A 25,450-nucleotide genomic window follows, 5' to 3' on the forward strand; every position below is an offset into this window, starting at 1 on the left:
TGCGTAAACCTGTGTCCCGGAAAAAATGGCAGGGAATCGGACCGCGCAATGCTGGCCCGACCGGCGTGATGGCCGTCGCCGCAGAACGACCTTCGGCACTGTCCTGCGGGGGCGGTATGCTAGCATATGCGACCTGCAAACACTCATTCTGCGACATGAAGCGTTCTCAGGGTGACCATGAATTGTTCGAGAGTTTTGCCGATGACCAATCCAGCCCTGATAGAAGAACTCAAGTCCCTGGTCGAGCCTGGCAAGGTCCTGACCGATGCCGACGCCCTGCAAACCTATGGCAAGGATTGGACCCGGCACTTCGCCCCGGCGCCGAGCGCCATCGTTTTCCCCAAGACCATCGAACAGGTCCAGGCCATCGTGCGCTGGGCCAATGAACACAGGGTTGCCCTGGTGCCATCGGGCGGGCGTACCGGGCTTTCCGCCGCAGCCGTGGCGGCCAGCGGCGAAGTGGTCGTGTCATTCGACTACATGAACCAGATTCTCGAGGTGAACCTCACCGACCGCACCGCCGTCTGCCAACCGGGCGTGATCACCGAACAATTACAGAACAAGGCTGAAGAGCATGGACTGTACTACCCGGTGGACTTCGCTTCGGCCGGTTCCAGCCAGATTGGCGGCAATATCGGCACCAATGCCGGCGGAATCAAGGTAATTCGCTATGGCATGACCCGCAACTGGGTAGCCGGGATGAAAGTCGTCACCGGTAAGGGCGACCTGCTGGAGCTGAACAAGGACCTGATCAAGAACGCCACCGGCTATGACCTGCGGCAGCTGTTCATCGGCGCCGAAGGCACCCTCGGTTTCGTGGTCGAGGCCACCATGCGCCTGGATCGGGCGCCGAAGAATCTCACGGCGATGGTGCTCGGCACACCGGACTTCGATTCGATCATGCCGGTGCTCCACGCCTTCCAAGGCAAGCTCGACCTGACTGCCTTCGAATTTTTCTCCGACAAGGCCCTGGCCAAGATCATGGGCCGTGGCGACGTACCCGCGCCGTTCGAAACCGACTGCCCGTTCTACGCCCTGCTGGAGTTCGAAGCCACCACCGAAGCAGTCGCCAATCAGGCCCTGGAAACCTTCGAGCACTGCGTGGAGCAAGGCTGGGTGCTGGACGGCGTGATGAGCCAGAGCGAAACCCAGCTACAGAATCTGTGGAAACTGCGCGAGTACATCTCCGAAACCATTTCCCACTGGACGCCGTACAAGAACGACATCTCGGTGACCGTCTCGAAAGTCCCGGAATTCCTCAAGGAAATAGACGCGATCGTCGGCAAACACTACCCGGACTTCGAAGTCGTCTGGTACGGCCACATCGGCGACGGCAACCTGCACCTGAATATCCTCAAGCCGGAGAGCCTGGGCAAGGATGAGTTCTTCGCCAAATGTGCGACAGTGAACAAATGGGTTTTCGAGATCGTCGAGAAGTACAACGGCTCGATTTCGGCAGAGCACGGCGTGGGCATGACCAAGCGCGATTACCTGACCTATAGTCGCTCCCCGGTGGAAATCGAATACATGAAGGCCATCAAGGCCGCATTCGACCCGAACGGCATCATGAATCCGGGCAAGATTTTCGCGGTGTGATGTAAAACACTTGATGAGTTTCAGAAAACAGGAGTCGGTAATGAGCTATCAGCACCAGTATGTCGACGGTACCCGCATCCACTTTCCGGTTGGAAAAGTGGTGTGCATTGGGCGTAACTACGCCGAACATGCAAAGGAACTGGATAACCCGGTGCCCACCGAGCCCTTGCTGTTCATCAAGCCCGGCAGTTGCGTGGTGCCGCTGGAAGGCGGTTTCAGCATTCCCGTCGAGCGGGGTTCGGTGCATTACGAAGCGGAAATCGCCGTACTGATCGGCAAGCCGCTGTCGACCCGGCCAAGCGTCGAAGAAGTGCTCGATGCCATCTCCGGCTTCGCCCCGGCCCTGGACCTGACCCTTCGGGACAAGCAGGCCGAACTCAAGGCCAAGGGCCTGCCGTGGGAAGTTGCCAAGTCGTTCGATGGCGCGGCGGTGATCGCACCCTTCGTATCGAATGCCACCTTTGCCGATCTGGCCAATATTTCCGTACGCCTGACCATCAACGGTGAAGTGCGCCAGGACGGCAACAGCAGCCTGATGCTCAACCCCATCGTGCCGATGATCCAGTACATGGCCGGCTGCTTCTCGCTGCAGGCCGGCGATGTGATCCTCACCGGCACCCCGGCGGGCGTCGGGCCGCTGAATGTGGGGGATGAGCTGGTACTGGAACTGCCGGGGGCCAGCCGTTTCGAAAGCAGCGTTTGCTGACAACTGCGCCATCTCCTTCTTGTGGGAGCGAGCCTGCTCGCTCCCACAAGGGTTTGAGGGTATCCATCCCACGATTTACCGTTTTTTTCACATGCCATCCGGATAATTCCGGCGAACGTGGCATCTGAGCCAGCCATTCCCCCTGCCCGAATTCCTGGAACGCAATCATCGATGGCCAAGACCCCAGCACCGCCCCACGCCGCCCCTGTCCGCCGCTCCCGCTTTGCCCTGCCCTGGTATGCCTGGTCGCTGCTGGCGGTGGCTGTCGCTTATGGGCTGGCGTTTGCGATGCATTGGGATGATCGGGGCCTGCTTTGGGTTTCGGAACACTTTGAGAGCCCTGCCCAACGCCAGGAAAGCGTCTGGCTGCCGGATTACACCGCTGTGATCGACGCCAAGCCGCTCCCTGGTATGGAGAAGGATGAAGCGTCCGATGTGACCTACAACCCACAGACCAAGACCCTGTTTGCCGTCATGGGCAAGAATCCGTTCCTGGTGGAGCTGACCTTGCAGGGCGATGTGCTGCGCAAGATGCCGTTGGTGGGCTGGAGCAACCCTGAAGGGGTGACCTTCATGGAGAACGGGCTGCTGGCCATTACCGATGAGCGAACCCACACACTGTCGATCGTTCATATCGATGCCGGCACCCGCGAACTGAACAACAACGATTTCCCCCACTACGATCTTGGCCCCTCGAAGAACCAGAACAAGGGGTTCGAGGGGGTTGTCTGGGACCCACGCAACCAGCAACTGGTGCTGGGCGAGGAACGTCCGCCAGCATTGTTCACCTGGAAAAGCGATGGCAGCCTGTTGCTCAAGGGTGACAAACAGATCCATGCCAGCAAAGAACTGGACCTGCGCAACCTCTCGGCCCTGGCGATCGATCCTCGAACCGGTCACATGCTGGTGCTTTCGGCCGACTCACATCTTTTGCTGGAGCTCGATGAAAAAGGCCAGCAGGTCAGCTTCATGACGTTGCTGGGCGGCTTCAACGGGCTGAAGGACACCATCCCCCGCGCCGAAGGTGTCACCATGGATGAAGCCGGCAACGTGTACATGGTCAGCGAGCCAAACCTGTTCTATCGTTTCGAGAAACAACGCTGACAGCGCAACTCTGTAAGGCAATTCCTCCTTCGCTGTAGGGTGTGGCATACGGCCATTAAGCTTCAGTTCAGGCAGTCGTGGTATTTCCAGCCACCTGTTCTTACCCGAGCCCACCCATGCGCCGACTTGCCCGCCCCAAACCCTTGTTCCTGATGCTACTGGCAATCGTCCTGACCGCCCTGATCGCGACGGGTCAGTACCTGCGCCTGTACGAACGGGCCTGGTTCAACCTCAATACACGCTGGCAACCCATCAACGAGCAGGCCATCGCTCTGGACCAGTACCGGGTCACGATAGAGGCCCAGGTGATCGAAGGTCTCGACGACGTGTCGGCACTGACGTTCGATCCGGTACGCAAGAGCCTGTTCACGGTCACCAACAAGAATGCCGAACTGATCGAGCTGTCACTGGACGGCAAGATCCTGCGCCGGGTGGCATTGATCGGTTTCGGTGATCCGGAAGCCGTGGAATTCATCAGCGAGGACATCTACGTCATCAGTGACGAGCGCCAGCAGCGGCTGATCAAGATTCACCTGGACGAAGACACCCGGTTTCTCGACGCGGCCGACGCCGAACAAATGACCCTCGGCGTGCACATGAGCAAGAACAAAGGATTCGAAGGACTGGCCTACGACTCAGTGGGCAAGCGGCTGTTCGTAGCGAAAGAGCGCGACCCGATGCTGATTTATGAAGTGCAGGGCTTTCCCCATCACAACTCGGAAAAGTCTTACGCAGTCCACGTCATCAACAACCCCAAGCGCGACGCCGGACTGTTCGTGCGGGATCTGTCGAGCCTGCAATACGATGAGCGCAGCGGCCATCTGCTGGCATTGTCCGATGAGTCGCGACTGATCATCGAGCTGGATATCGACGGGAAGCCCCTGAGCACACTGTCCTTGAGCAAAGGCCGTCAGGGACTGCAAAAAAATGTTCCCCAGGCCGAAGGCATCGCCATGGACGACGACGGTACTCTGTACCTGGTGAGCGAGCCGAACCTGTTCTATGTGTTCGAGAAAGCGCAGCCTTGAACCAGACCCGCCATGAATCCCCTGCTCGCGATAGCGGTTCCACATTCAACGCTGATGTGACGGGTGAATCGCTATCGCGAGCAGGCTCGCTCCCACAGGGGCCCGGCTTCGAGCAGAAGACCGGGCACCTGCCGTGTTTACTCGGCCCGCAGGGTCTTCACCCCTTCCGCCGTACCCAGCAACAGCACATCCGCCGGACGGGCAGCGAACAAACCATTGGTAACCACGCCGACGATGGCATTGATCTGGCTTTCCAGCTCCACCGGATTGCTGATCTGCAGGTTATGCACATCCAGGATGATGTTGCCGTTATCGGTCAGCACACCCTCGCGATACACCGGATCGCCGCCCAGCTTTACCAACTGGCGGGCCACGTGGCTGCGAGCCATCGGAATGACCTCGACCGGCAGCGGGAACGCACCGAGCACCGGCACCAGTTTGCTGGCGTCGGCGATGCAGATGAAGGTCTTGGCCACCGCCGCGACGATCTTCTCGCGGGTCAGGGCCGCACCGCCTCCCTTGATCAGGTTCAGGTGCGCGTCGCTTTCGTCGGCGCCGTCGATGTAGAACTCCAGGTCGCTCACCGTGTTGAGCTCATACACCGGGATCCCGTGGCCCTTCAGCCGCGCGGCGGTGGCTTCGGAGCTGGCAACCGCCCCATCGAAGGCGCCCTTGTGCTGCGCCAGCGCATCGATGAAGCAATTGGCCGTGGAGCCGGTGCCGACCCCGACGATGCTCTTGTCATCCAGTTTCGGGAGGATGAGGTCGACGGCGGCCTGGGCCACGGCCTGTTTGAGTTGATCCTGGGTCATGCGGGCTCCGAAAACGGGCAGGGAGTAAAGAGGGGCGCGAGTATAACCCAACAAAACCTCGGGATTCGTGTGGTCGCCCGGCCAAAAGCCGGGTTAGACTCCTTGGCCCTGCCCAACCCGCCCAGTGATGCTTTCCGATGCTTGAACAGTACGTCAAAAAGATCCTCACCTCGCGCGTCTACGACGTCGCCGTAGAAACCCCGCTGCAGACCGCTCGTCAGCTTTCCGAGCGGCTGGGCAACAGCATCTGGCTCAAGCGCGAAGACTTGCAGCCGGTGTTCTCGTTCAAGATTCGCGGGGCGTACAACAAGCTGACCCAGCTCAGCGATGAAGAGCGTTCGCGCGGTGTGGTCACGGCGTCGGCGGGCAACCACGCCCAGGGCCTGGCCCTGGCCGCCAAGGTCCTGGGCGTGAAAGCCACCATCGTGATGCCCAAGACCACCCCGGAAATCAAGGTTGAAGGCGTGCGCTCCCGTGGCGGCAAAGTGGTGTTGCATGGCGACTCGTTCCCCGAGGCCCTGGCCTATTCGCTGAAACTGGTCGACGAAAAGGGTTACGTCTATATCCATCCCTACGACGATCCCCACACCATTGCCGGGCAGGGCACGGTGGCGATGGAAATCCTGCGTCAGCATCCGGGGCACCTGGACGCGATTTTCGTTCCGGTGGGCGGCGGCGGGCTGATTGCCGGAATCGCGGCCTATGTGAAGTACCTGCGACCTGAAATCAAGGTCATCGGTGTCGAACCCGATGACTCCAACTGCTTGCAGGCCGCCATGGCCGCCGGCGAGCGGGTAGTGTTGCCGAGCGTCGGCCTGTTTGCCGACGGCGTTGCCGTGGCGCAGATCGGCCAGCACACCTTCGATATCTGCAAGCATCACGTCGATGAAGTCATCACCGTCAGTACCGACGAGATCTGCGCCGCAATCAAGGATATCTATGACGATACCCGCTCGATCACCGAACCTGCCGGCGCCTTGGGTGTAGCCGGTATCAAGAAGTACGTCGAGTCACGTGGCATCAGCGGCCAGACCCTGGTGGCCATCGATTCCGGTGCCAACGTCAACTTCGACCGCCTGCGCCACGTGGCCGAGCGCGCCGAGCTGGGCGAGGGTCGTGAAGCAATCATCGCAGTCACCATTCCCGAGCAACCCGGCAGCTTCAAGGCGTTCTGCGAAGCCGTCGGCAAGCGCCAGATCACCGAATTCAATTACCGCTACAACACCGGCAGCGAGGCGCACATCTTCGTGGGCGTGCAGACGCATCCGGAGAACGACCCTCGCAGTACGCTGATCGCCAGCCTGACCGAGCAAGGTTTCCCGGTACTGGACCTGACCGACAACGAACTGGCCAAGCTGCATATCCGCCACATGGTCGGCGGGCACGCGGCCCACGTCATCGACGAGGTGGTGCTGCGCTTCGAATTCCCTGAACGTCCGGGCGCGCTGTTCAACTTCCTCAACAAGCTGGGCGGACGCTGGAACATCTCGATGTTCCATTATCGCAACCATGGCGCGGCGGACGGCCGTGTGGTCGCCGGGCTGCAAGTGCCCCACGACGAGCGCCATCTGGTGCCGGCGGCCCTTGAGGAGATCGGCTATCCGTATTGGGATGAAAGCGATAACCCGGCGTACCAGTTGTTCCTGGGTTAACAAAGGCTAGGCTGTTGGGCACGACTCAAGGAAATTGAACAATGGAAACGTTGACTGCGCTGAAGATCGCCCACGTCCTGGCCACAGTCCTGCTGCTGGTGGGCGCCATAGGGCTGGCTCTCTGGGTCTGGCGGACTCGCCGCAACGGCGACGCCACGGCCCCGGCCCGCGTACTGCAACGTCCACGGGTGTTTGTCTGGCTGGTGATGGGGCTTGCCCTGACGAGCCTGCCCTTCACGGGCTGGTGGATGGTTCATCAGGTGGGCTGGCCGTTGGGACAGACCTGGCTGCTGGCTTCCAGCATCCTCTATACCCTGGCGGCGTTGACCGGGTTCTGGCTGTTGGTGCGATTGAACAAGCGGCGCAAGCTGCCGACGGCGGGCAACGGCACCTTTACCTTGGCCTTGGCGCTGTTCAGTTTTGTCTGCCTGATTGCCATTGCCGGGTTGATGGGGGCCAAGCCGGTCTAGGATCTGGAACCGAGTCGGCTTCATCGCGAGCAGGCTCGCTCCCACAGGGGAAACGCATTCCAATGTGGGAGCGAGCCTGCTCGCGATGACGATCTCAGTCGCGCAGACTGATCACCGGCCAACCGCGCTTCTGCGCCTCAGCCCGCAGGTTCGGGTCCGGATCCACGGCCACCGGATGCGAAACCACCTCCAGCAACGGCAGGTCGTTCATCGAATCGCTGTAGAAATAGCTGCCTTCGAGGGAATACCCGGTTTCTTCCAGCCAGCGGTTCAGCCGGGTCACCTTGCCTTCGCGGAAGCAGGGAATGTCGGTGCTGCGCCCACTGTAGCGCCCATCGACCATCTCGCACTCGGTGGCGATCAGGGTTTCGACCCCCAGGCGCTCGGCAATCGGGGCGGTGACGAAGCGGTTGGTGGCGGTAATGATCACCAGTTTGTCGCCAGCGTCACGGTGTTTTTTCAGCAGTTCGATGGCCTTGGGCAACACGATGGGCTCGATGCAGTCGCGCATGTAGTCCGAGTGCCATTGGGCCAGGACTTCCATTTCGGTACGGCCGAGGATTTCCAGGCAGAAGTTCAGGTATTCGGCATTATCGAGCTTGCCGGCCAGGTAATCCTGGTAGAACTCATCGTTGCGCGCCTTGTACGTGACGGCGTCGAGGAAGCCGCGCTCACACAGGTAATCGCCCCAGGCGTGATCGCTGTCGCCGCCCAACAGGGTGTTGTCCAGGTCGAATAAGGCCAGCCGCATTGCAGTTACTCGCTGAAATTTCTGAAGAAAGGCGCTCAGAATACGGACTTTTCACAAGAGTGCACATAACCTGGGCGGGCTCGTTGCTGCTATCACAACCTTTGTGGAACAATGCGGCGACATGCGCTTGCGAGGTTGTTGCCGTGATCGATCCCGATGGTTTCCGACCCAATGTGGGGATCATTCTTACGAATGATGCCGGTCAGGTGCTATGGGCTCGCCGTATCAATCAAGACGCCTGGCAGTTTCCTCAAGGCGGGATCAACCCCCAGGAGACGCCGGAAGAGGCTTTGTACCGCGAGTTGAACGAAGAAGTGGGGCTGGAGCGCGAAGATGTTGAAATACTCGCCTGCACCCGAGGCTGGTTGCGCTATCGTTTGCCGCAACGCCTGGTCAGGACGCATAGCCAGCCGCTGTGCATCGGCCAGAAGCAGAAATGGTTTCTCCTGCGCCTGATCTCCAACGAGCAGCGGGTGCGGATGGATTTGACCGGTAAACCGGAGTTCGATGGCTGGCGCTGGGTCAGCTATTGGTATCCGCTGGGCCAGGTGGTGACATTCAAGCGCGAGGTGTATCGACGCGCTCTCAAAGAGCTTGCCCCGCGCCTGCTGACGCGCGACTGACGACGGAGTTCGACCCCGAGCCATGCTCAATACGCTGCGCAAGATCGTCCAGGAAGTTAACGCCGCCAAGGATCTCAAAGCGGCGTTGGGGATTATTGTGTTGCGCGTCAAAGAGGCCATGGGCAGCCAGGTCTGCTCGGTCTACCTGCTGGACCCCGAGACCAACCGTTTCGTGCTGATGGCCACCGAGGGCTTGAACAAGCGCTCGATCGGCAAGGTCAGCATGGCACCCAATGAAGGTCTGGTCGGCCTGGTCGGCACGCGCGAAGAGCCCCTGAACCTCGAAAACGCCGCGGATCACCCGCGCTACCGCTACTTCGCCGAAACCGGCGAGGAGCGCTATGCCTCTTTCCTCGGCGCACCGATCATCCACCACCGTCGCGTCGTCGGCGTGTTGGTCATCCAGCAAAAGGAGCGCCGCCAGTTCGATGAAGGTGAAGAAGCCTTTCTCGTGACCATGAGCGCGCAATTGGCCGGGGTGATCGCCCACGCCGAGGCCACCGGCTCGATCAGCGGCCTGGGTCGCCAGGGCAAGGGTATCCAGGAAGCCAAGTTCGTCGGCGTACCGGGGTCACCGGGCGCAGCCGTGGGCACGGCGGTGGTCATGCTGCCGCCGGCCGACCTCGACGTGGTTCCAGACAAAACCATCACCGACATCAACGCCGAGCTGGGCCTCTTCAAGACCGCCATCGAAGGCGTGCGCGCCGACATGCGCGCCCTGTCGGCCAAACTGGCGACACAGCTGCGTCCCGAAGAACGCGCGCTGTTCGACGTCTACCTGATGATGCTCGACGACGCCTCGTTGGGCAGCGAAGTGACCACGGTCATCAAGACTGGCCAATGGGCCCAGGGCGCGTTGCGCCAGGTGGTGACCGACCATGTCAACCGTTTCGAACTGATGGACGACGCTTACCTGCGCGAGCGCGCTTCGGACGTCAAGGACCTCGGTCGCCGCCTGCTGGCCTACTTGCAGCAGGAGCGCCAGCAGACCCTGGTCTACCCCGACAACACCATCCTGGTCAGCGAGGAACTGACCCCGGCCATGCTCGGCGAGGTGCCCGAGGGCAAGCTGGCGGGGCTGGTCTCGGTATTGGGTTCGGGCAACTCCCACGTCGCGATCCTCGCCCGGGCCATGGGCATCCCCACGGTGATGGGCCTGGTGGACCTGCCGTACTCCAAGGTCGACGGCATCCAGATGATCGTCGACGGCTACCACGGCGAGGTCTACACCAACCCCAGCGACGTGCTGCGCAAGCAGTTCGCCGATGTGGTGGAGGAAGAAAAACAACTGTCCCTGGGCCTGGATGCGCTGAGGGACCTGCCCTGCGTGACCCCCGACGGCCATCGCATGCCGCTGTGGGTCAACACCGGCCTGCTGGCTGACGTGGCCCGGGCGCAGAAACGCGGCGCCGAGGGTGTGGGCCTGTACCGCACCGAAGTGCCGTTCATGATCAACCAGCGCTTCCCCAGCGAAAAGGAACAACTGGCGATCTACCGTGAGCAACTGGCCGCGTTCCATCCGCAGCCGGTGACCATGCGCAGCCTGGACATTGGCGGCGACAAGGCCTTGTCCTACTTCCCGATCAAGGAAGAAAACCCCTTCCTCGGCTGGCGCGGGATTCGCGTGACGCTCGACCATCCGGAAATCTTCCTGGTCCAGGCCCGCGCCATGCTCAAGGCCAGCGAAGGGCTGAACAACCTGCGCATCCTGTTGCCGATGATCTCCGGCACCCATGAGCTGGAAGAAGCCCTGCACCTGATCCACCGCGCCTGGGGCGAAGTCCGCGACGAAGGCACTGACGTGCCGATGCCGCCGGTTGGCGTCATGATCGAGATCCCGGCAGCGGTGTACCAGACCAAGGAGCTGGCACGGCAGGTGGACTTCCTCTCGGTCGGTTCCAACGACCTGACCCAGTACCTGCTGGCCGTGGACCGCAACAACCCACGGGTGGCCGACCTGTACGACTACCTGCACCCAGCCGTGCTGCAAGCCTTGCAGAACGTAGTGCGCGACGCCCACGCCGAAGGCAAGCCGGTGAGTATCTGCGGTGAAATGGCCGGCGATCCGGCGGCGGCGGTGTTGTTGATGGCGATGGGCTTCGACAGCTTGTCGATGAACGCCACCAACCTGCCGAAAGTGAAATGGATGCTGCGCCAGATCAACCTCAGCAAGGCCCAGGAACTGCTGGCGGAGGTGATGACCATCGATAATCCGCAGGTCATCCACAGCTCGTTGCAACTGGCGCTGAAGAACCTGGGGCTGGCGCGGATGATCAATCCGGCTTCGAACAAGACGCTTTAGTTCGCGGCGCGCCCATCGCGAGCAGGCTCGCTCCCACAGAACTCAGTGTGGGAGCGAGCCTGCTCGCGATGGGGCCAGCGCAATCACCACAGCACTAGACCCTGACCTCGACCTCCCCCAAATGCCCCCCATGGGGCCCGAAGCTGCGCTCGACCATGTGCCGCGCCCCATCGGCCTGGACAATCAACGCCGTACTCGCCCGCGTCCCGTAGGCAGGGCTGGCAATGAACACACTCGACAGCAGCGTCTCGGTCGCCAACCCCACACCGGTGTCCGGCAGTTCCGCCACGGGTGCCGGTTGCGGATCGTTCAGTAGCGCCAACAGACCCTGGGGTTGCGGATCGGCGAGCACCTCGACCAGTGCCGCCCGGGCCTTGAGCAGTTTGGGCCAAGGCGTGTTCAGCCCGGCATTCGATACCCCGTAGACGCCTTCGGCCAGTCGCTGTGGCCGAGCATCGCGGGCGTTGTAGTGCCACAGCTCGCTACCGTCACCGAGCAGCAGGTTGAACCCGCCATACTCGCCGGCACGGGGCACGATTTCGCTCAGGTAGTCGGCAATCGGCAGATTCCCGCTCAGAAACCGCGCCACCAGTTCGCCCCGAGACTTGAACGCCGGCAGTTGGCCTGGATCACGGATATTCGTCAGGGCCGCAAAGCGACCGTCGGCGCCGATACCGAGCCAGGTGCCGCCAGCTTCCAGGTCGCGACCGGCGTAGACATGGGGAGCGTCGGGCCACTGGGCCAGGGGCAGGGTCGGACGCGCGTAGAACTCGTCACGATTGGCCGCCACGATCAGCGGTTGGGCGTGACCGGGTCGCCAGGCAAATACGATCAGGCACATCAGGTAGTCCCCCACTCAACAATGCCGAACGCAATCCCCTCGCCACAGGGTTTGTGTCGGATCAACTTCCACTCTAACCGACACATCGCCCGCGCATCCATCGCCTTCAGTAGAGCCCAAGGGCATGGATCCGTTACCATGCCGCTCTTGTTTCGGGGATGGGTGGGGGACGCTGGTGGAATTCGTGATCTATCTGCTGCTCGGCGCCTGCGCCGGGGTGCTGGCCGGGTTGTTCGGCGTGGGTGGCGGGATGATCATTGTCCCGGTGCTGGTGTTCAGCTTCACCCTGCAGGGTTTTGACCCGCAGGTATTGACGCACCTGGCGGTCGGTACGTCCCTGGCCTCGATCATCTTCACCTCGGTCAATGCTGTGCGCGAACACCAGCGCAAAGGCGCGGTACGCTGGCCGATCTTTGCCTGGATGACCGTCGGGATCCTGATCGGTGCCGGGTTCGGTGCGGTCACCGCCGAAGCGATTTCCGGACCGCACCTGCAAAAGATCATTGGCGTGTTCGCCATGATCGTCGCCGCGCAACTGGCCCTGGATTTCAAGCCCAAGGCCAGCCGCACGGTACCTGGCAAGGCCGGGTTGACCCTGGCCGGCACGGTCGTCGGCTGGGCCTCGGCGATTTTCGGCATCGGCGGCGGCTCGCTGACCGTGCCGTTCCTGACCTGGCGCAGCGTGCCCATGCAGCAGGCAGTGGCCACCTCCTCGGCCTGCGGCTTGCCGATCGCCCTGGTCAGTGCACTAAGTTTCATGATTCTGGGGTGGCACGATCCACTGTTGCCGGCCCATAGTCTCGGTTTTGTGTATTTGCCGGCGCTGCTGGGCATTGCCCTGACGAGCATGGTCTTCGCCCGCGTCGGCGCGCGACTGGCCCATCGCCTGTCGCCGCGCTTGCTCAAGCGGCTGTTCGCGGCTTTGCTGTTCTGCGTGGGCCTGAGTTTCCTGCTCTGACGCAATCCTGGCTTAATCCCGGGGTGACAGGGTCACCCCAGTATTTTTGACGTTTACGAGGAATATCAATGCTGCCTTACCCGCAGATCGATCCGGTGGCCCTGGCCATCGGCCCGCTGAAAATCCACTGGTACGGCCTGATGTACCTGGTCGGCATCGGCGGTGCCTGGCTGCTGGCGTCGCGACGGCTCAACCGTTTCGACCCGACCTGGAACAAGGAAAAGCTCTCCGACCTGGTGTTCTGGCTGTCCATGGGCGTGATCGTCGGCGGACGCCTGGGCTATGTGCTGTTCTATGATCTGAGCGCCTACCTGGCGAACCCGACGCTGATCTTCGAGGTCTGGAAGGGCGGCATGTCGTTCCACGGTGGCTTCATCGGCGTGATGCTGGCGGCGGTGTGGTTCGGCAAGCGCAACAACAAGTCGTTCTTCGAACTGATGGACTTCGTCGCGCCAATGGTGCCGATCGGCCTGGGCGCCGGGCGCATCGGCAACTTCATCAACGCCGAATTGTGGGGCAAGCCGACCGACGTGCCGTGGGCGATGATCTTCCCGCCGTTCAGCGATCCGGCGCAGTTGCCGCGCCATCCGTCGCAGCTATACCAGTTCGCTCTTGAAGGCGTGGCCCTGTTCCTGATTCTCTGGCTGTTCTCGCGCAAGCCACGGCCGACCATGGCAGTGTCCGGGATGTTCGCGCTGTTCTACGGCATCTTCCGCTTCATCGTCGAGTTCGTCCGTGTGCCGGACGCCCAGCTCGGCTACCTGGCATGGAACTGGCTGACCATGGGCCAGGTCTTGTGCCTGCCGATGATCGTCGGTGGCCTGGTGCTGATCTGGCTGGCTTATCATCGTGCGCCGGCAGCGGCGGCCAAAGCTTAAAAATTCGGACCCCGAGGCGCCGGCCTCGGGTTCAAGGACACAGGTAACCCATGAAGCAATATCTCGATCTGGTGGCCCACGTCATCAAGAACGGCACCAAGCAGGCCAACCGCACGGGCGTGAACACCATCAGCTTTCCTGGCGCGATGCTGCGCTATGACCTGAAGGACGGTTTTCCGGCCATCACCACCCGCAAGATGGCGTTCAAATCGGCCATCGGCGAGATGTGCGGTTTTCTCCGCGGCGTCAACAACGCCGCCGAATTCCGTGCCCTGGGCTGCAAGGTCTGGGACCAGAACGCCAACGAAAACAGCCAGTGGCTGGCCAACCCGTTCCGCCAGGGCGAAGACGACCTGGGCGAGATCTACGGCGTGCAGTGGCGCAAGTGGCCGGCCTACAAGCAGATCCCCGTAAGCAATCCGGCGGCCATCGAGCAGACCCTCGCCCAGGGCTACCGGCAGATCGCCGAAGGCGAGGAAAACGGCCAGGCCTATGTGGTGTTGTACAAGGCTATCGACCAGGTTCGCCAGTGTGTCGACACCATCATCAAGGACCCGGGCAGCCGTCGTATCCTGTTCCACGGCTGGAACTGCGCCCAGCTCGATGAGATGGCCCTACCGCCATGCCATCTGCTCTATCAGTTCCACCCGAATGTCGAGACGAAGGAAATTTCCCTGACCCTCTACATCCGCTCCAACGACCTGGGGCTGGGCACGCCGTTCAACCTCACCGAAGGCGCCGCCCTGCTGAGCCTGATCGGCCGCCTGACCGGCTACACGCCGCGCTGGTTCACCTATTTCATCGGTGACGCCCACGTCTACGAAAACCACCTGGACATGCTCAAGGAACAACTCACCCGCGAGCCGTTCCCGATGCCAAGGCTGGTGATTTCCGAGCGGGTACCGGAGTTTGCCAAGACGGGCGTGTACCAGCCCGAGTGGCTGGAGCTGGTGGAACCGGGGGACTTCTCCCTCGAAGGCTACCAGCACCACGCGCCGATGACCGCGCCGATGGCGGTCTAAAGCGCACCACTACCCCTGTGGGAGCAAAGCTTGCTCGCGACGAACGATACGCGATCTACTGACGGATCGAGGTGTTTTCATCGCGAGCAAGCTTTGCTCCCACAGGCCCAGCCCATAGGCCTCTGTGTATTCGGATTCGCGGCAAGGGCTCAATGCCCGTGACTGCGCCCCACATGTGAATGCTCCACCTCTGGCGCCACCGCCCCGCTCACTTCCAAGCGCTGCAGGATCCCGCATTGATCCGGATCCGGCCCTTCGCCGCAACGGCGGCGCAGGTCGATCAGTTGTGCCTGCAAGGCCAGCAGGCCGTCGATGCGGGCCTTGACGTGGAGGATGTGTTCGTCGACCAGCGCGTTGACGCTCTCGCACTGATCCTGGGGACTGTCGCGCAGGGCCAGCAAGCTGCGGATTTCTTCCAGGGTCATGTCCAGGGTGCGACAGTTGCGGATGAACGTCAGCCGCTCGGCGTGGGCCTGGGTGTAGACGCGGTAATTGCCGTCGCTGCGGGCCGGTTCCGGCAACAAGCCTTCGCGTTCGTAGTACCGGATGGTTTCGACTTGGCAGTCGGTGATTTTCGCCAGTTCGCCAATCTTCATGGCATTGCCTCCTGAACAGGTGCTTGACCCTATAGTGGCTACAGGGTCTTTACTGTGCAACAAGCACTTTTCATGGACGTCACCCAATGAGCGATTCCCTTCACATCCATAAGCCCATCCACGACCATGACCACGGGCATTCCTGCTGCGCTTCGAAAGCAGCGCCGTCCGTGGTCAATCTCGGTAAAGCGCCGACGGACGGTGCTCGGCTGAGCAGCTTTCGCATCGAAGCGATGGACTGCCCTACCGAGCAGACGCTGATCCAGAACAAGCTTGGCAAGCTCGAAGGCATACAGCAGTTGGAATTCAACCTGATCAATCGCGTATTGGGGGTGACCCATGACCTGCCCGACGATGGGCCGATCATCCGTGCCATCCAGTCCCTCGGCATGCAGGCCGAACCGCTGACGCCGGGCCAGGAGCAACAGACCAGCAATCTGCCTGCCCCGACCAAACCCTGGTGGCCGCTGGCGCTGTCCGGCGTCACGGCCGTGGGCGCCGAGCTGATCCACTTCACCAATGCCGCGCCAGGCTGGGTGGTCGCCGTGGTGGCCCTGGTGTCGATCCTCAGCGGCGGCCTGGGCACCTACAAGAAGGGCTGGATCGCCCTGAAGAACCTCAACCTGAACATCAACGCGTTGATGAGCATCGCTGTGACCGGCGCGGTGCTGATCGGCCAGTGGCCGGAAGCGGCCATGGTGATGTTCCTGTTCACCGTGGCGGAGCTGATCGAAGCCAAATCCCTCGACCGGGCGCGCAATGCCATCAGCGGTCTGATGCAGATGGCTCCGGAACAGGCCACGGTGCAACAGGCCGATGGCTCGTGGCAGGTACAGGAGGTCAAGGCCATCGCCCTCGGTGCACGGGTACGGGTTCGCCCCGGCGAGCGCGTCGGGCTGGACGGTGAAGTGGTCGCCGGTCGTTCGACCATTGACCAGGCGCCGATCACCGGCGAAAGCCTGCCGGTGGAAAAAACCGTGGGCGACAAGGTGTTCGCCGGCACGATCAACCAGGCCGGCGAGCTGGAATACAGCGTGACCGCGGCAGCCGATCAATCCACCCTGGCGCGGATCATCCACGCCGTGGAGCAGGCCCAGGGCTCCCGCGCACCTACCCAACGCTTCGTCGACCGATTCTCGACCATCTATACCCCGGCGGTGTTTGCCCTGGCGCTGGCGGTAGCCGTCATCCCGCCCCTGTTCATGGGCGCGGCGTGGTTCGACTGGATCTATCGGGCACTGGTGCTGCTGGTGGTGGCCTGCCCCTGTGCGCTGGTGATCTCCACCCCGGTGACCATCGTCAGCGGCCTTGCCGCGGCAGCGCGCAAAGGCATCCTGGTCAAGGGCGGCGTGTACCTGGAGGGTGGCTACAAGCTCGACTACCTGGCCCTGGACAAGACCGGCACGATCACCCACGGCAAACCGGTACAGACCGACTACGTGGCGCTGGACCCGAGCGTGGAAGCCATTGCACCGGCCCTGGCCGCCAGCCTCGCCGCCCGTTCCGATCACCCGGTGTCCAGGGCCATCGCCGCTGTGGATAAACAACCGGCGCCGCAGCCTGTGGATAACTTCGAAGCGCTCCCGGGACGCGGGGTGCGCGGTGATATCAATGGCCAGACCTACCACTTGGGCAATCATCGCCTGGTGGAAGACCTTGGGCTGTGTTCCCCGGAACTGGAAGAGAAACTCTTCGCCCTGGAAAAACAAGGCAAGTCCGTGGTGCTGCTGCTCGACGGCTCGGGTCCCCTGGCGCTGTTCGCGGTGGCTGACACGGTGAAGGACTCCAGCCGCGAAGCCATCCGGCAGTTGCATGAACTGGGCATCAAGACCCTGATGCTCACCGGCGACAATGCCCACACCGCCGAAGCAATTGCCAGCCAGGTCGGCATGGATCAGGCGCGGGGCGACCTGCTGCCGGGGGACAAGCTGCAAGCCATCGAAAACCTGTACGCCCAGGGTCACCGGGTCGGCATGGTGGGCGACGGCATCAACGACGCCCCCGCCCTGGCCCGAGCGGAAATCGGCTTCGCCATGGCGGCGGCCGGCACCGATACGGCCATAGAGACCGCCGATGTCGCCTTGATGGACGATGATCTGCGCAAGATTCCGGCCTTCATCCGCCTGTCGCGGCAAACCTCAAGCATCCTGAAACAGAACATCGCCCTGGCGCTGGTGATCAAGGCCATCTTCCTCGGCGTCACCTTTGCCGGGTTCGCCACCATGTGGATGGCGGTGTTTGCCGACATGGGGGTGAGTTTGCTGGTGGTGTTCAATGGGTTGCGGTTGTTGCGCAAATGAAGGTGTAGTTGCGCGCAACACACAACCATTGTGGCAAAGCCATAACCTGTGGGAGCAAAGCTTGCTCGCGATTACGGTAAGCCAGTCGACATGAATCTTGGCTGGTCTGCCGCTATCGCGAGCAAGCTTTGCTCCCACAGGTTTTTGCGCCTCGCCACAGAATCCATCAATCGCGTTGCGGCTCGCGAATCTTGTACCAGGCCACATACAGCGCCGGCAGGAACAGCAAGGTCAGCAGTGTGGCGATGATGATCCCGCCGATCATCGCGTAGGCCATCGGCCCCCAGAACACTTCCCGGGCAATCGGGATCATCCCCAGGCTCGCCGCAGCTGCCGTGAGCAAGATCGGTCGCCGCCGGTGTTGGGTAGCTTCCACCACCGCATCCCAGGGCTCATATCCGTCACGCTCGTACTCATCGATCTGGGTAACCAGGATCACCGAGTTGCGGATGATGATGCCGATCAGCGCCAGGATCCCCAGGATCGCCACGAAGCCCATGGGCGTGCCTGTCGGGACCAACGCCAGAACCACGCCGATCAACCCGAGGGGGGCGACGCTGGCCACCAGGAACAATTTCTGCACGCTGTGCAGTTGGATCATCAGGAACGTCGCCATCAGAAACAGCATCAGCGGCACGACACTGGCAATCGGCCCCTGGGCCTTGCCGCTCTCTTCCACCGTCCCCCCGGTGGCGACCTTGTAGCCCACGGGCAGGCCGGCGGCGAACTTGTCGATGTCCGGCTGCAGCTGTTTCACCAGGTCGGTGGGCTGGATTTCATCGCGCACCGCAGCCTTGATGGTGATCGTGGGCTTGCGGTCGCGACGCCACACCAACGGCTGTTCCAGCTCATAGCGCACCGTGGCGAACGCCAGCAACGGAATCGACGTGCCGCCCGGCGTGACGATCTGCAGGTTCTGCAAGGTTTCCGGCGAACCCCGTTCACTGTCTACGGCACGCCCGACCACGTTGATCAGGTAGATGTCATCGTCGACCTGGGTAACCGGCGATCCGCTGACGATGCTGTTCATCAGCTTGGCCACGTCATCGGAGGACAACCCCAGTTGGCGCGCCTTGTCCTGGGCGATGTCGATACGCAGCACCTTGCCCGGCTCGTTCCAGTCGTAAATGATTTCGCCGATGTGCTCGTTCTTGTCCAGTTCGGTGGCCAGTTCGATGGCATGCTTGCGCACCTGGTCGATGTCCTTGCCGCTGACCCGGTACTGGATCGGCCGCCCTACCGGCGGCCCCATTTCCAGGGCCTGCACGTAGCTGCCAATGCCGACGAAGTCCTCGCGCAGGCGTTTTTGCAGGCGCTCGGTGAGAGCCGTGCGCGACTCCAGGCCCTTGCTGACGATCACCAGTTGCGCGTAGTAGGGGTTCTGCAGTTGCTGGTCCAGCGGCAGGTAGAACCGAATCGCGCCTTCGCCGATGTAGGTGCTCCAACGCTCGATGTCCGGGTCGCCCTTGAGGGTCGCTTCCAGACGATCGACGGCCTTGCGCGTCTCGTCCATCGAGGCGTTCTGCGGCAGGTTGAGGTCCACCAGGATCTCCGGCCGGTCCGAAGACGGGAAGAACTGGTTCTGCACGAAGCGCATGCAGAACACCGCCAGCACGAACAGCAGCACGGTGATGCCGATGGCCCACCAGCGATTGCGCATCGCCCACAGCAGGCCGCCATTGAACGCCCGGCCGATGCGCCCCGGCTCGGCATCGTGGGGTTTCACGTTGGCGCTGAGGATGTGCACACCGATCACCGGGGCGAACAGCACGGCGACGATCCAGGACACCAGCATTGCCACGGCGATCACCGCGAACAGGGTAAAGGTGTACTCGCCGGCGGAACTGGCGTTCAGGCCGATGGGCACGAAACCGGCGACGGTGACGAGGGTACCGGTGAGCATCGGGAACGCGGTCGAGGTGTAGGCGAAGGTCGCGGCCTGCTCCTTGGTCTCGCCTTTTTCCAGGCGCGTGACCATCATTTCCACGGTGATCATCGCGTCATCCACCAGCAGGCCGAGGGCAATGATCAAGGCGCCGAGGGAGATCCGCTGCATGGTGATGCCGCTGTATTCCATGAACACAAAGACCATCGCCAGCACCAGGGGAATCGAGCAGGCCACCACCAGCCCGGCACGTATGCCGAGACTGATGAAGCTGACCACCAGCACGATCACCACCGCCTCGAACAAGGCACTGGTAAAGCCGCCGACCGCCTCCTGTACCACCTCGGCCTGGTCCGACACCGTATGCACGCCGATGCCCACCGGCAGGTCGGCGGTCAGTTCGGTCATGCGGGCATGCAGCGCCTTGCCGAATTCCTGGATGTTGCCGCCCTTCTTCATGGCGATGGCCAGGCCGATGGCCGGCGTACCGTTGAAACGGAACAACGGCGTGGCCGGATCGACGTAGCCACGACTGATCTGGGCAATGTCGGCCAGTCGATAGAACCGGTCATTGAGTCGCAGGTTGACGTTGGCCAGGTCCTTCTCCGACTGGAACTGCCCGGAGGTGCGCACGGAAATCCGCTCCGGCCCGGCGTCGATCACCCCCGCGGGCGTCACCGCGTTCTGGGATTGCAGGCTCTGCACCACCTGGCGCTGGTCGATGCCCAATGCAGCGAGTTTGCGCGTGGAGAAGTTCAGGTACAGCACTTCATTCTGCTCGCCGAGCATTTCCACCTTGCCCAGGCCGGGCACGTCGCGGATCTCGGCCCGTACCTGTTCCACGTAGTCACGCAACTGGCGCATCGACAGGCCGTCGCCGGTAAAGGCATACACCGAACCGTACACGTCGCCAAACTCGTCGTTGAATCCCGGTCCCTGCAAGCCTTCGGGGAAGTCGCCACGAATGTCGTTGATCTTCTTGCGCACCTGGTACCAGATCTCGGGGATGTCCTTGGCGCTGGTGGTATCGCGCAGGTACACGAAGACCGTCGACTCGCCCGGCCGGGTATAGCTTTTCACGTAGTCGAGGGAATCAAGCTCTTCGAGTTTTTTCTCGATGCGGTCGGTGACCTGCTTGAGGGTTTCCTCCTGGGTCGCACCCGGCCACCGGGTCTGGATGATCATGGTCTTGATGGTGAACGACGGGTCTTCTTCGCGCCCCAGGTTCACGTAGGAAAACACGCCCATCAGCAACGCAACGAACATCAGGTACCAGACAAACGACTGATGCCGCAGGGCCCATTCGGACAGGTTGAAGGGCCCTTTCATCGTGCGTCCTCGTCGAGTTTCACTTTCTGCCCCGGCTGGAGGCTGTTGACGCCGGCGCTGACCACGCGGTCGCCGGACTTGATACCGTTGGCCACCAGCACCGAGTCGGCCGAACGCTCGAGTATTTTCACTTCACGGGGGGAGACGGTCTGGGTCTGCGGGTCGACGAGCCAGATCCGCGCCTTGCCATCGACCTCCTGCAACGCACTGAGCGGCAACTCGATACGCGGTTCGATGGCCGAGCTCAGCGTCACACTGATAGCCGTGCCCAGGCGCAGGCCGGGCGGGGTGTCGGTCAAGGTCAGGCGCGCGCGACGGGTGCGAGTGGCGCTCTGGGCCTGGGGCTCGATCTCGCGCACGATGGCGGTGGTGCGAATGCTCGGGTCCAGTTGCGCCGCGACTTCGAACACCACGCCCTCGGGCAGACGTTCGACCAGCCCGGCCGGCAGGTCGATCACCGCTTCCTTGATGTCGGGACGGGCCAGGGTCACCACTTGTTGGCCGGCGGTCACCACCTGCCCGGCTTCTGCAGTCCACGCCGTGACAACGGCGTCGTGGTCGGTGCGCAGCTCGCTGTAGTTGAGCTGGTCACGGGCCTGCTCCACCGCCGCCCGGGCCTGTTCGAGGGAAGCACCGGTGGTTTTCAGGTCGGTCTGGGCGACGTCCAACTGCGCCTGGGCACCGACACCCCGATCGAATAACTGCTGCTGGCGACGGGCATTGGCCTGGGCATTGATGTACTGCGCCTCGATCCGCGCAAGGTCGCCCTCGGCGGCACGCAAGCGGTTCTGTTGATCGGTGGGGTCGAGGGTCGCCAGCAGGTCGCCTTTTTTCACTTCGGCGCCGACATCGACATTACGGCGCGCAATTCGTCCCGGTACCCGGAAACCCACATTGCTCTCGTAACGCGCCTGGATATTCCCGGCGAAGCGTCCGAGGGCCTGCTGGTCAAGCGCGCGGACCTCGATGGACAACACCGGACGTACCGGCTCGGGTGGCGCGTCTTCCTTCGAACAGGCAGCCAGGACCAGGCTCACCAGAACCATCCCCAAACGCTTCATGGCTGGGCTCCTGCCGGCGGTTGGTCATGAGTGTTTTCAGCGATCTCGACGCGCACCCCAGGATGCAGCAGTTGCCCACCGGCCGTCACGACAGTCTCGCCGCCCTTGAGCCCATCGCTGATGATGACTTTTCCAGTCAGGTACCGACCGACAGTGACGGTACGCAATTGCGCCCGGCCTTCGCCATCCACCAGCCACACGGCGGGTTCGCTGAGGTCCTTGGTCAGGGCCGACCAGGGCAACTCCACAGCGGTCTTGCCTGCGGACTTGGCGGTGGCGCTGACCACCGAACCCAGGCGCATGCCCTCGGGCAAATCGTCGAGGGTCACCTTGACCTGCACGGTGCCGGTCTCGGCAGACACCGCCGGGGTGATCTCGCGCACCTTGCCCGTGGTCTGGATGGCCGGGTTATCCAGCAGGCTGATGACAATGGCCGGATCCGAGGGGGGTTCGCTCAACAGCGATTCATAGATGTTGAATACCGCGTCGCGCTCGCCGTCCCGGGCCAGGCTGAAGATCGGCTCCGTGGCCTGTACCACCTGGCCGACCTCGGCCTGGCGCGCGGTGATGATCCCAGGCGCCTCGGCGATCAGCGCGGTGTAGCTCAGTTGCTCCCGGGCATTGGCCAACTGGGCCTGGGCGGCCGCCAGCGCGCTCTGGCTGCTGCGCAATTGCGCCTGGGCCGCGTCGTATTCGCTCTGGCTGGTGTAGCCCTTGGGCAAGAGTTTCTGCTGGCGCACGAAGGCCGCCGCGCTTTGCTTGACCCGCGCCTGTTCGGCAGCCACCTGGGCCTCGGCGGAATCGACGTTGGTCTGCAAGTCCCGCGGGTCGAGTCTGGCCAGTACTTGCCGGGCCGAGACCCGGTCACCGACATCGACCTTGCGCTCGATGATCTTGCCGCCGACACGAAATGACAGGTCGGTCTGCACCCGAGCCTGGACATCCCCGGTCAGGGTTACCGAGGCTGCATACTCGTTAGGCACGGCTTGCTGCACGAAAACCCGCGGCAGGGCTTTTTCACCGATTTTTTCGTCACCGCATCCCGCCAACAACGCACACAAGCCCAAGCAAACAAGCAGTTTGTTTCGGGGACCAGCCATGCAGACTCCTTGCATTGCACGAATGTGCCAGTGACGATACGACTGTGAGCTTAGAACAGGGTTCCACGGATGCACAGGCAGGGCCAGGCCCAAGAAGCCGGGACAGGACCGGTCAGGTCGGTGATTGAGCAGGCATGGACGTGCGTAGCGGAAGGGGGCCGTCTATCTTTCCGGGAATTGCAGATGGGCTTTGGTGAAAGGAATCTCTCCACGGAACCACAGCCCTCATCACAAGGAGATAGCCATGGCTGACGTGAAAGCCCCGCAACCCCTCGACCCGCGAGATCTTATCAAACTGCTGGTGGCCCTGCGTCGCGCGCTGAAGATGGGAGCTGTGTAGCCGCAGAAGCCCCAAGCCGGGGCTCGGTACTTCGATTTATTGTGGCGAGGGAGCTTGCTCCCGCTCGGCTGCGAAGCAGTCGCAAGGTTTGGGACTCGCTTCGCAAGCCAGCGGGAGTAAGCTCCCTCGCCGCGATCATTCCAACTTTTTCCGGGCGGATTCGATCAGAACGCCGGCAATACCGCGCCGCTGTATTTCTTCTCGATGAATGCCTTCACTTCCGGGCTGGTCAGGGCCTTTGCCAGTTTCTGCATGGCGACGCTGTCCTTGTTGTCCGGACGGGCCACCAGGAAGTTGACGTAAGGCGAATCCGAACCCTCGATCACCAGCGCATCCTTCGCCGGGTTGAGACCCGCCTCCAGGGCATAGTTGGTGTTGATCATGTCCAGGTCGACCTGATCCAGCACCCGCGGCAGCATGGCCGATTCCAGTTCCTTGAACTTGAAATTATGCGGGTTCTTGCCGATGTCTTTCGGCGTCGCCAGGGCGTTTTTCGGGTCCTTGAGCTCGATCAGGCCAGCCTTCTGCAGGAGGATCAGGGCGCGGCCGCTGTTGCTGCCCTCGTTGGGGATGGCGATGGTGGCGCCGTCTTTCAGCTCGGCCAGGCTTTTGACTTTCTTCGAGTAGCCGCCAAACGGCTCGACGTGCACACCGATCACAGTGACCAGGTTCGTGCCTTTACCCTCGTTGAAGCTCTTGAGGTACGGCAGGGTCTGGAAGTAGTTGGCGTCCAGACGCTTCTGATCGACCTGTACGTTGGGTTGAACATAGTCGGTGAACACTTTGATTTGCAGGTCCACGCCTTCCTTGGCCAGGGCCGGCTTGATCAGCTCGAGGATTTCAGCGTGGGGGACCGGAGTCGCCGCTACCACCAGTTTCTCCGCGGCCTGGGCCAGACCCGAAGCCAACGCTGCCGCCAATGCGGTGAACAACAGAACCTTTTTCATGCAGTGTCCTTATCGAAAAATCATGGTCGTCATGGACGACGGTCAAGGGTGGAGTGCCAGCGAAGTGCTATCGCTCGCGTGAAGCGGACGATACCGATATTTTTTATTCCTTAACAATATCTTTTATTCAAGTTCATATTCATTTTACTCATATAAACAAAACGCTCTCGGCAAGGCTTTAGAAGAGCGGGTCCAGACGGGTAAGCAGCGCCTTGAACGCCACGCGCTCGGCAGCCGTTCCGCTTGCGAGGGTCTTTGCTGCCTGCTCGATGGCGTCGAGTACCGAGGGCAGGGATGGCAGGTTCAAATGCTCCGGCAAGATTTCCTCTGCCGTGCTCACCAGCAATGCGAAATGAATGACGTTCTCCAGTTCGCGGGTATTGCCCGGCCAACTATGCCGCTCAAGCGCTTGCTGGGCCGCCTCGCTGATCAGCGGCATGGTCAGGCCGAGGCGCTGGGTGTAGATGCCCAGGAAGTACTCGGCCAGGGGCAGGATATCGCCCACCCGCTCGCGCAGGGCCGGCAGTTCGAGACGGCCTTCGCTGAGGTAGTGGTAAAGCCGTTCATGAAACTTGCCGGCGGCCACTGCTTGCGCCAGATCGATACTGGTGGCCGCCACCAGCCGCACGTCCACGGGGCTGGGCTGGTGAGCACCAACGCGAGTGACTTCGTGGTTTTCCAGGGCCGCCAGCAGCTTGACCTGGATCGGCAACGGCAGATCGCCGATTTCATCCAGGTAAAGCGTGCCGCCATTGGCCGAGCCGAACCAGCCAGCCCGGCTGCTGGCCGAACCGCTGTAGCTGCCGGCCGCATAGCCAAACAATTCCGCGTCGGCGTAAGTCGGACTGATGGCGCCGCAATTGACCGAGACGAACAACCCGCCACGATCGCTTTCGCGGTGGATGTGCCGGGCAAGTAACTCCTTGCCCGTGCCGGTTTCGCCGCGAATCAACACCGGGATTGCGCGTGGCGCCAGTTGCTCCAGTGCCTGACGCAGCTGGCGGGAACGTGGGTCAACGAACACCAGCGCCTTGGCGCGGATACTCAGGGGGCTTTTTTCCGCATCGGGAAAGGTCAGCAACGGCTGACCGAAGATTTCATGCAAGCTCATGGCAGACTCCCGCCCCACACCGCCGGGTAACGGAAGGG

General features: G+C 62.1%; 21 protein-coding genes. 12 read left to right on the plus strand and 9 right to left on the minus strand.

The window, feature by feature from the left end:
• Positions 1 to 201: 201 nt before the first annotated feature.
• The 4 genes from CGA22_RS13160 to CGA22_RS13175 all read left to right on the plus strand — a co-directional run bounded on the left by CGA22_RS13160 (position 202) and on the right by CGA22_RS13175 (position 4,434).
• Positions 202 to 1,596 (plus strand): FAD-binding oxidoreductase, encoded by a 1,395-nt coding sequence (locus CGA22_RS13160; protein ID WP_041020978.1) that lies wholly within the window; start codon positions 202 to 204, stop codon positions 1,594 to 1,596.
• A 40-nt stretch (positions 1,597 to 1,636) separates the two neighbouring features.
• Positions 1,637 to 2,302: a fumarylacetoacetate hydrolase family protein gene (locus tag CGA22_RS13165; protein WP_041020977.1), complete on the plus strand. Its 666-nt coding sequence runs from the start codon at positions 1,637 to 1,639 to the stop codon at positions 2,300 to 2,302.
• A gap of 171 nt (positions 2,303 to 2,473) precedes the next feature.
• Positions 2,474 to 3,406, plus strand: a complete 933-nt coding sequence (locus tag CGA22_RS13170; RefSeq protein ID WP_041020976.1) for an SdiA-regulated domain-containing protein — start codon at positions 2,474 to 2,476, stop codon at positions 3,404 to 3,406.
• Between the two features lie 116 nt (positions 3,407 to 3,522).
• Positions 3,523 to 4,434: an SdiA-regulated domain-containing protein gene (locus CGA22_RS13175; protein ID WP_041020975.1), complete on the plus strand. Its 912-nt coding sequence runs from the start codon at positions 3,523 to 3,525 to the stop codon at positions 4,432 to 4,434.
• A 137-nt stretch (positions 4,435 to 4,571) separates the two neighbouring features.
• Here the strand turns inward: CGA22_RS13175 and rpiA are convergent, their stop codons facing one another.
• Positions 4,572 to 5,246 (minus strand): ribose-5-phosphate isomerase RpiA, encoded by a 675-nt coding sequence (rpiA, locus tag CGA22_RS13180; protein WP_041020974.1) that lies wholly within the window; start codon positions 5,244 to 5,246, stop codon positions 4,572 to 4,574.
• 137 nt (positions 5,247 to 5,383) lie between these two features.
• Here rpiA and ilvA point away from each other — a divergent pair, with 137 nt between their 5' ends.
• Both ilvA and CGA22_RS13190 read left to right on the plus strand, forming a co-directional pair.
• A complete protein-coding gene (ilvA, locus tag CGA22_RS13185; protein WP_041020973.1) occupies positions 5,384 to 6,898 on the plus strand; it encodes a threonine ammonia-lyase, biosynthetic in 1,515 nt (504 codons plus the stop codon).
• Between the two features lie 41 nt (positions 6,899 to 6,939).
• Positions 6,940 to 7,368 (plus strand): DUF2269 domain-containing protein, encoded by a 429-nt coding sequence (locus tag CGA22_RS13190; RefSeq protein ID WP_041020972.1) that lies wholly within the window; start codon positions 6,940 to 6,942, stop codon positions 7,366 to 7,368.
• 94 nt (positions 7,369 to 7,462) lie between these two features.
• Here the strand turns inward: CGA22_RS13190 and CGA22_RS13195 are convergent, their stop codons facing one another.
• Entirely contained in the window at positions 7,463 to 8,119 is a 657-nt protein-coding gene (locus CGA22_RS13195; RefSeq protein WP_041021514.1) for an HAD family hydrolase, read from the minus strand.
• 143 nt (positions 8,120 to 8,262) lie between these two features.
• On the opposite strand from CGA22_RS13195, the gene CGA22_RS13200 reads away from it, so the two are divergent.
• Both CGA22_RS13200 and ptsP read left to right on the plus strand, forming a co-directional pair.
• Positions 8,263 to 8,742 (plus strand): RNA pyrophosphohydrolase, encoded by a 480-nt coding sequence (locus tag CGA22_RS13200; RefSeq protein ID WP_003186867.1) that lies wholly within the window; start codon positions 8,263 to 8,265, stop codon positions 8,740 to 8,742.
• Positions 8,743 to 8,764: 22 nt separating this feature from the next.
• Positions 8,765 to 11,044, plus strand: a complete 2,280-nt coding sequence (gene ptsP, locus CGA22_RS13205; RefSeq protein WP_041021513.1) for a phosphoenolpyruvate--protein phosphotransferase — start codon at positions 8,765 to 8,767, stop codon at positions 11,042 to 11,044.
• Between the two features lie 94 nt (positions 11,045 to 11,138).
• Here the strand turns inward: ptsP and CGA22_RS13210 are convergent, their stop codons facing one another.
• Entirely contained in the window at positions 11,139 to 11,885 is a 747-nt protein-coding gene (locus CGA22_RS13210) for an NRDE family protein (RefSeq protein WP_041021512.1), read from the minus strand.
• A 175-nt stretch (positions 11,886 to 12,060) separates the two neighbouring features.
• On the opposite strand from CGA22_RS13210, the gene CGA22_RS13215 reads away from it, so the two are divergent.
• From CGA22_RS13215 to CGA22_RS13225, 3 genes are all read left to right on the plus strand, one after another.
• Complete coding sequence (locus CGA22_RS13215; RefSeq protein ID WP_041021511.1) at positions 12,061 to 12,843, plus strand: sulfite exporter TauE/SafE family protein; 783 nt, start codon at positions 12,061 to 12,063, stop codon at positions 12,841 to 12,843.
• A 68-nt stretch (positions 12,844 to 12,911) separates the two neighbouring features.
• Complete coding sequence (gene lgt, locus CGA22_RS13220; protein WP_041021510.1) at positions 12,912 to 13,721, plus strand: prolipoprotein diacylglyceryl transferase; 810 nt, start codon at positions 12,912 to 12,914, stop codon at positions 13,719 to 13,721.
• A gap of 50 nt (positions 13,722 to 13,771) precedes the next feature.
• Complete coding sequence (locus CGA22_RS13225; protein WP_041021509.1) at positions 13,772 to 14,743, plus strand: thymidylate synthase; 972 nt, start codon at positions 13,772 to 13,774, stop codon at positions 14,741 to 14,743.
• A gap of 149 nt (positions 14,744 to 14,892) precedes the next feature.
• On the opposite strand, the gene cadR is transcribed toward CGA22_RS13225, so the two are convergent.
• On the minus strand, positions 14,893 to 15,339 hold the full coding sequence (gene cadR, locus CGA22_RS13230; protein WP_041021508.1) for a Cd(II)/Pb(II)-responsive transcriptional regulator: 447 nt from the start codon (positions 15,337 to 15,339) through the stop codon (positions 14,893 to 14,895).
• An 86-nt stretch (positions 15,340 to 15,425) separates the two neighbouring features.
• Between cadR and CGA22_RS13235 the strand changes: the two genes are divergently transcribed.
• Positions 15,426 to 17,639: a heavy metal translocating P-type ATPase gene (locus tag CGA22_RS13235; RefSeq protein WP_041021507.1), complete on the plus strand. Its 2,214-nt coding sequence runs from the start codon at positions 15,426 to 15,428 to the stop codon at positions 17,637 to 17,639.
• A gap of 166 nt (positions 17,640 to 17,805) precedes the next feature.
• Here CGA22_RS13235 and CGA22_RS13240 read toward each other — a convergent pair whose 3' ends face one another.
• The 5 genes from CGA22_RS13240 to CGA22_RS13260 all read right to left on the minus strand — a co-directional run bounded on the left by CGA22_RS13240 (position 17,806) and on the right by CGA22_RS13260 (position 25,412).
• Entirely contained in the window at positions 17,806 to 20,853 is a 3,048-nt protein-coding gene (locus CGA22_RS13240; protein WP_041021506.1) for an efflux RND transporter permease subunit, read from the minus strand.
• Positions 20,850 to 21,914 carry an efflux RND transporter periplasmic adaptor subunit gene (locus CGA22_RS13245; RefSeq protein ID WP_041021505.1) on the minus strand — a complete coding sequence of 355 codons (1,065 nt, stop codon included), beginning with the start codon at positions 21,912 to 21,914 and terminating at the stop codon, positions 20,850 to 20,852. The genes CGA22_RS13240 and CGA22_RS13245 overlap by 4 nt, the downstream gene beginning before the upstream one ends.
• Positions 21,911 to 23,014, minus strand: a complete 1,104-nt coding sequence (locus CGA22_RS13250; RefSeq protein WP_041021504.1) for an efflux RND transporter periplasmic adaptor subunit — start codon at positions 23,012 to 23,014, stop codon at positions 21,911 to 21,913. Before CGA22_RS13250 ends, CGA22_RS13245 begins: the two co-directional genes overlap by 4 nt.
• A 504-nt stretch (positions 23,015 to 23,518) precedes the next feature.
• The gene (locus CGA22_RS13255) at positions 23,519 to 24,301 is read right to left on the minus strand and encodes a MetQ/NlpA family ABC transporter substrate-binding protein (RefSeq protein ID WP_041021503.1); all 783 of its coding nucleotides are present in this window, start codon (positions 24,299 to 24,301) and stop codon (positions 23,519 to 23,521) included.
• 178 nt (positions 24,302 to 24,479) lie between these two features.
• Entirely contained in the window at positions 24,480 to 25,412 is a 933-nt protein-coding gene (locus tag CGA22_RS13260) for a sigma 54-interacting transcriptional regulator (RefSeq protein ID WP_041021502.1), read from the minus strand.
• Between the last annotated feature and the right edge of the window lie 38 nt (positions 25,413 to 25,450).

The sequence above is a fragment of the Pseudomonas sp. PSB18 genome (assembly GCF_014596565.1).
Lineage (GTDB): Bacteria > Pseudomonadota > Gammaproteobacteria > Pseudomonadales > Pseudomonadaceae > Aquipseudomonas.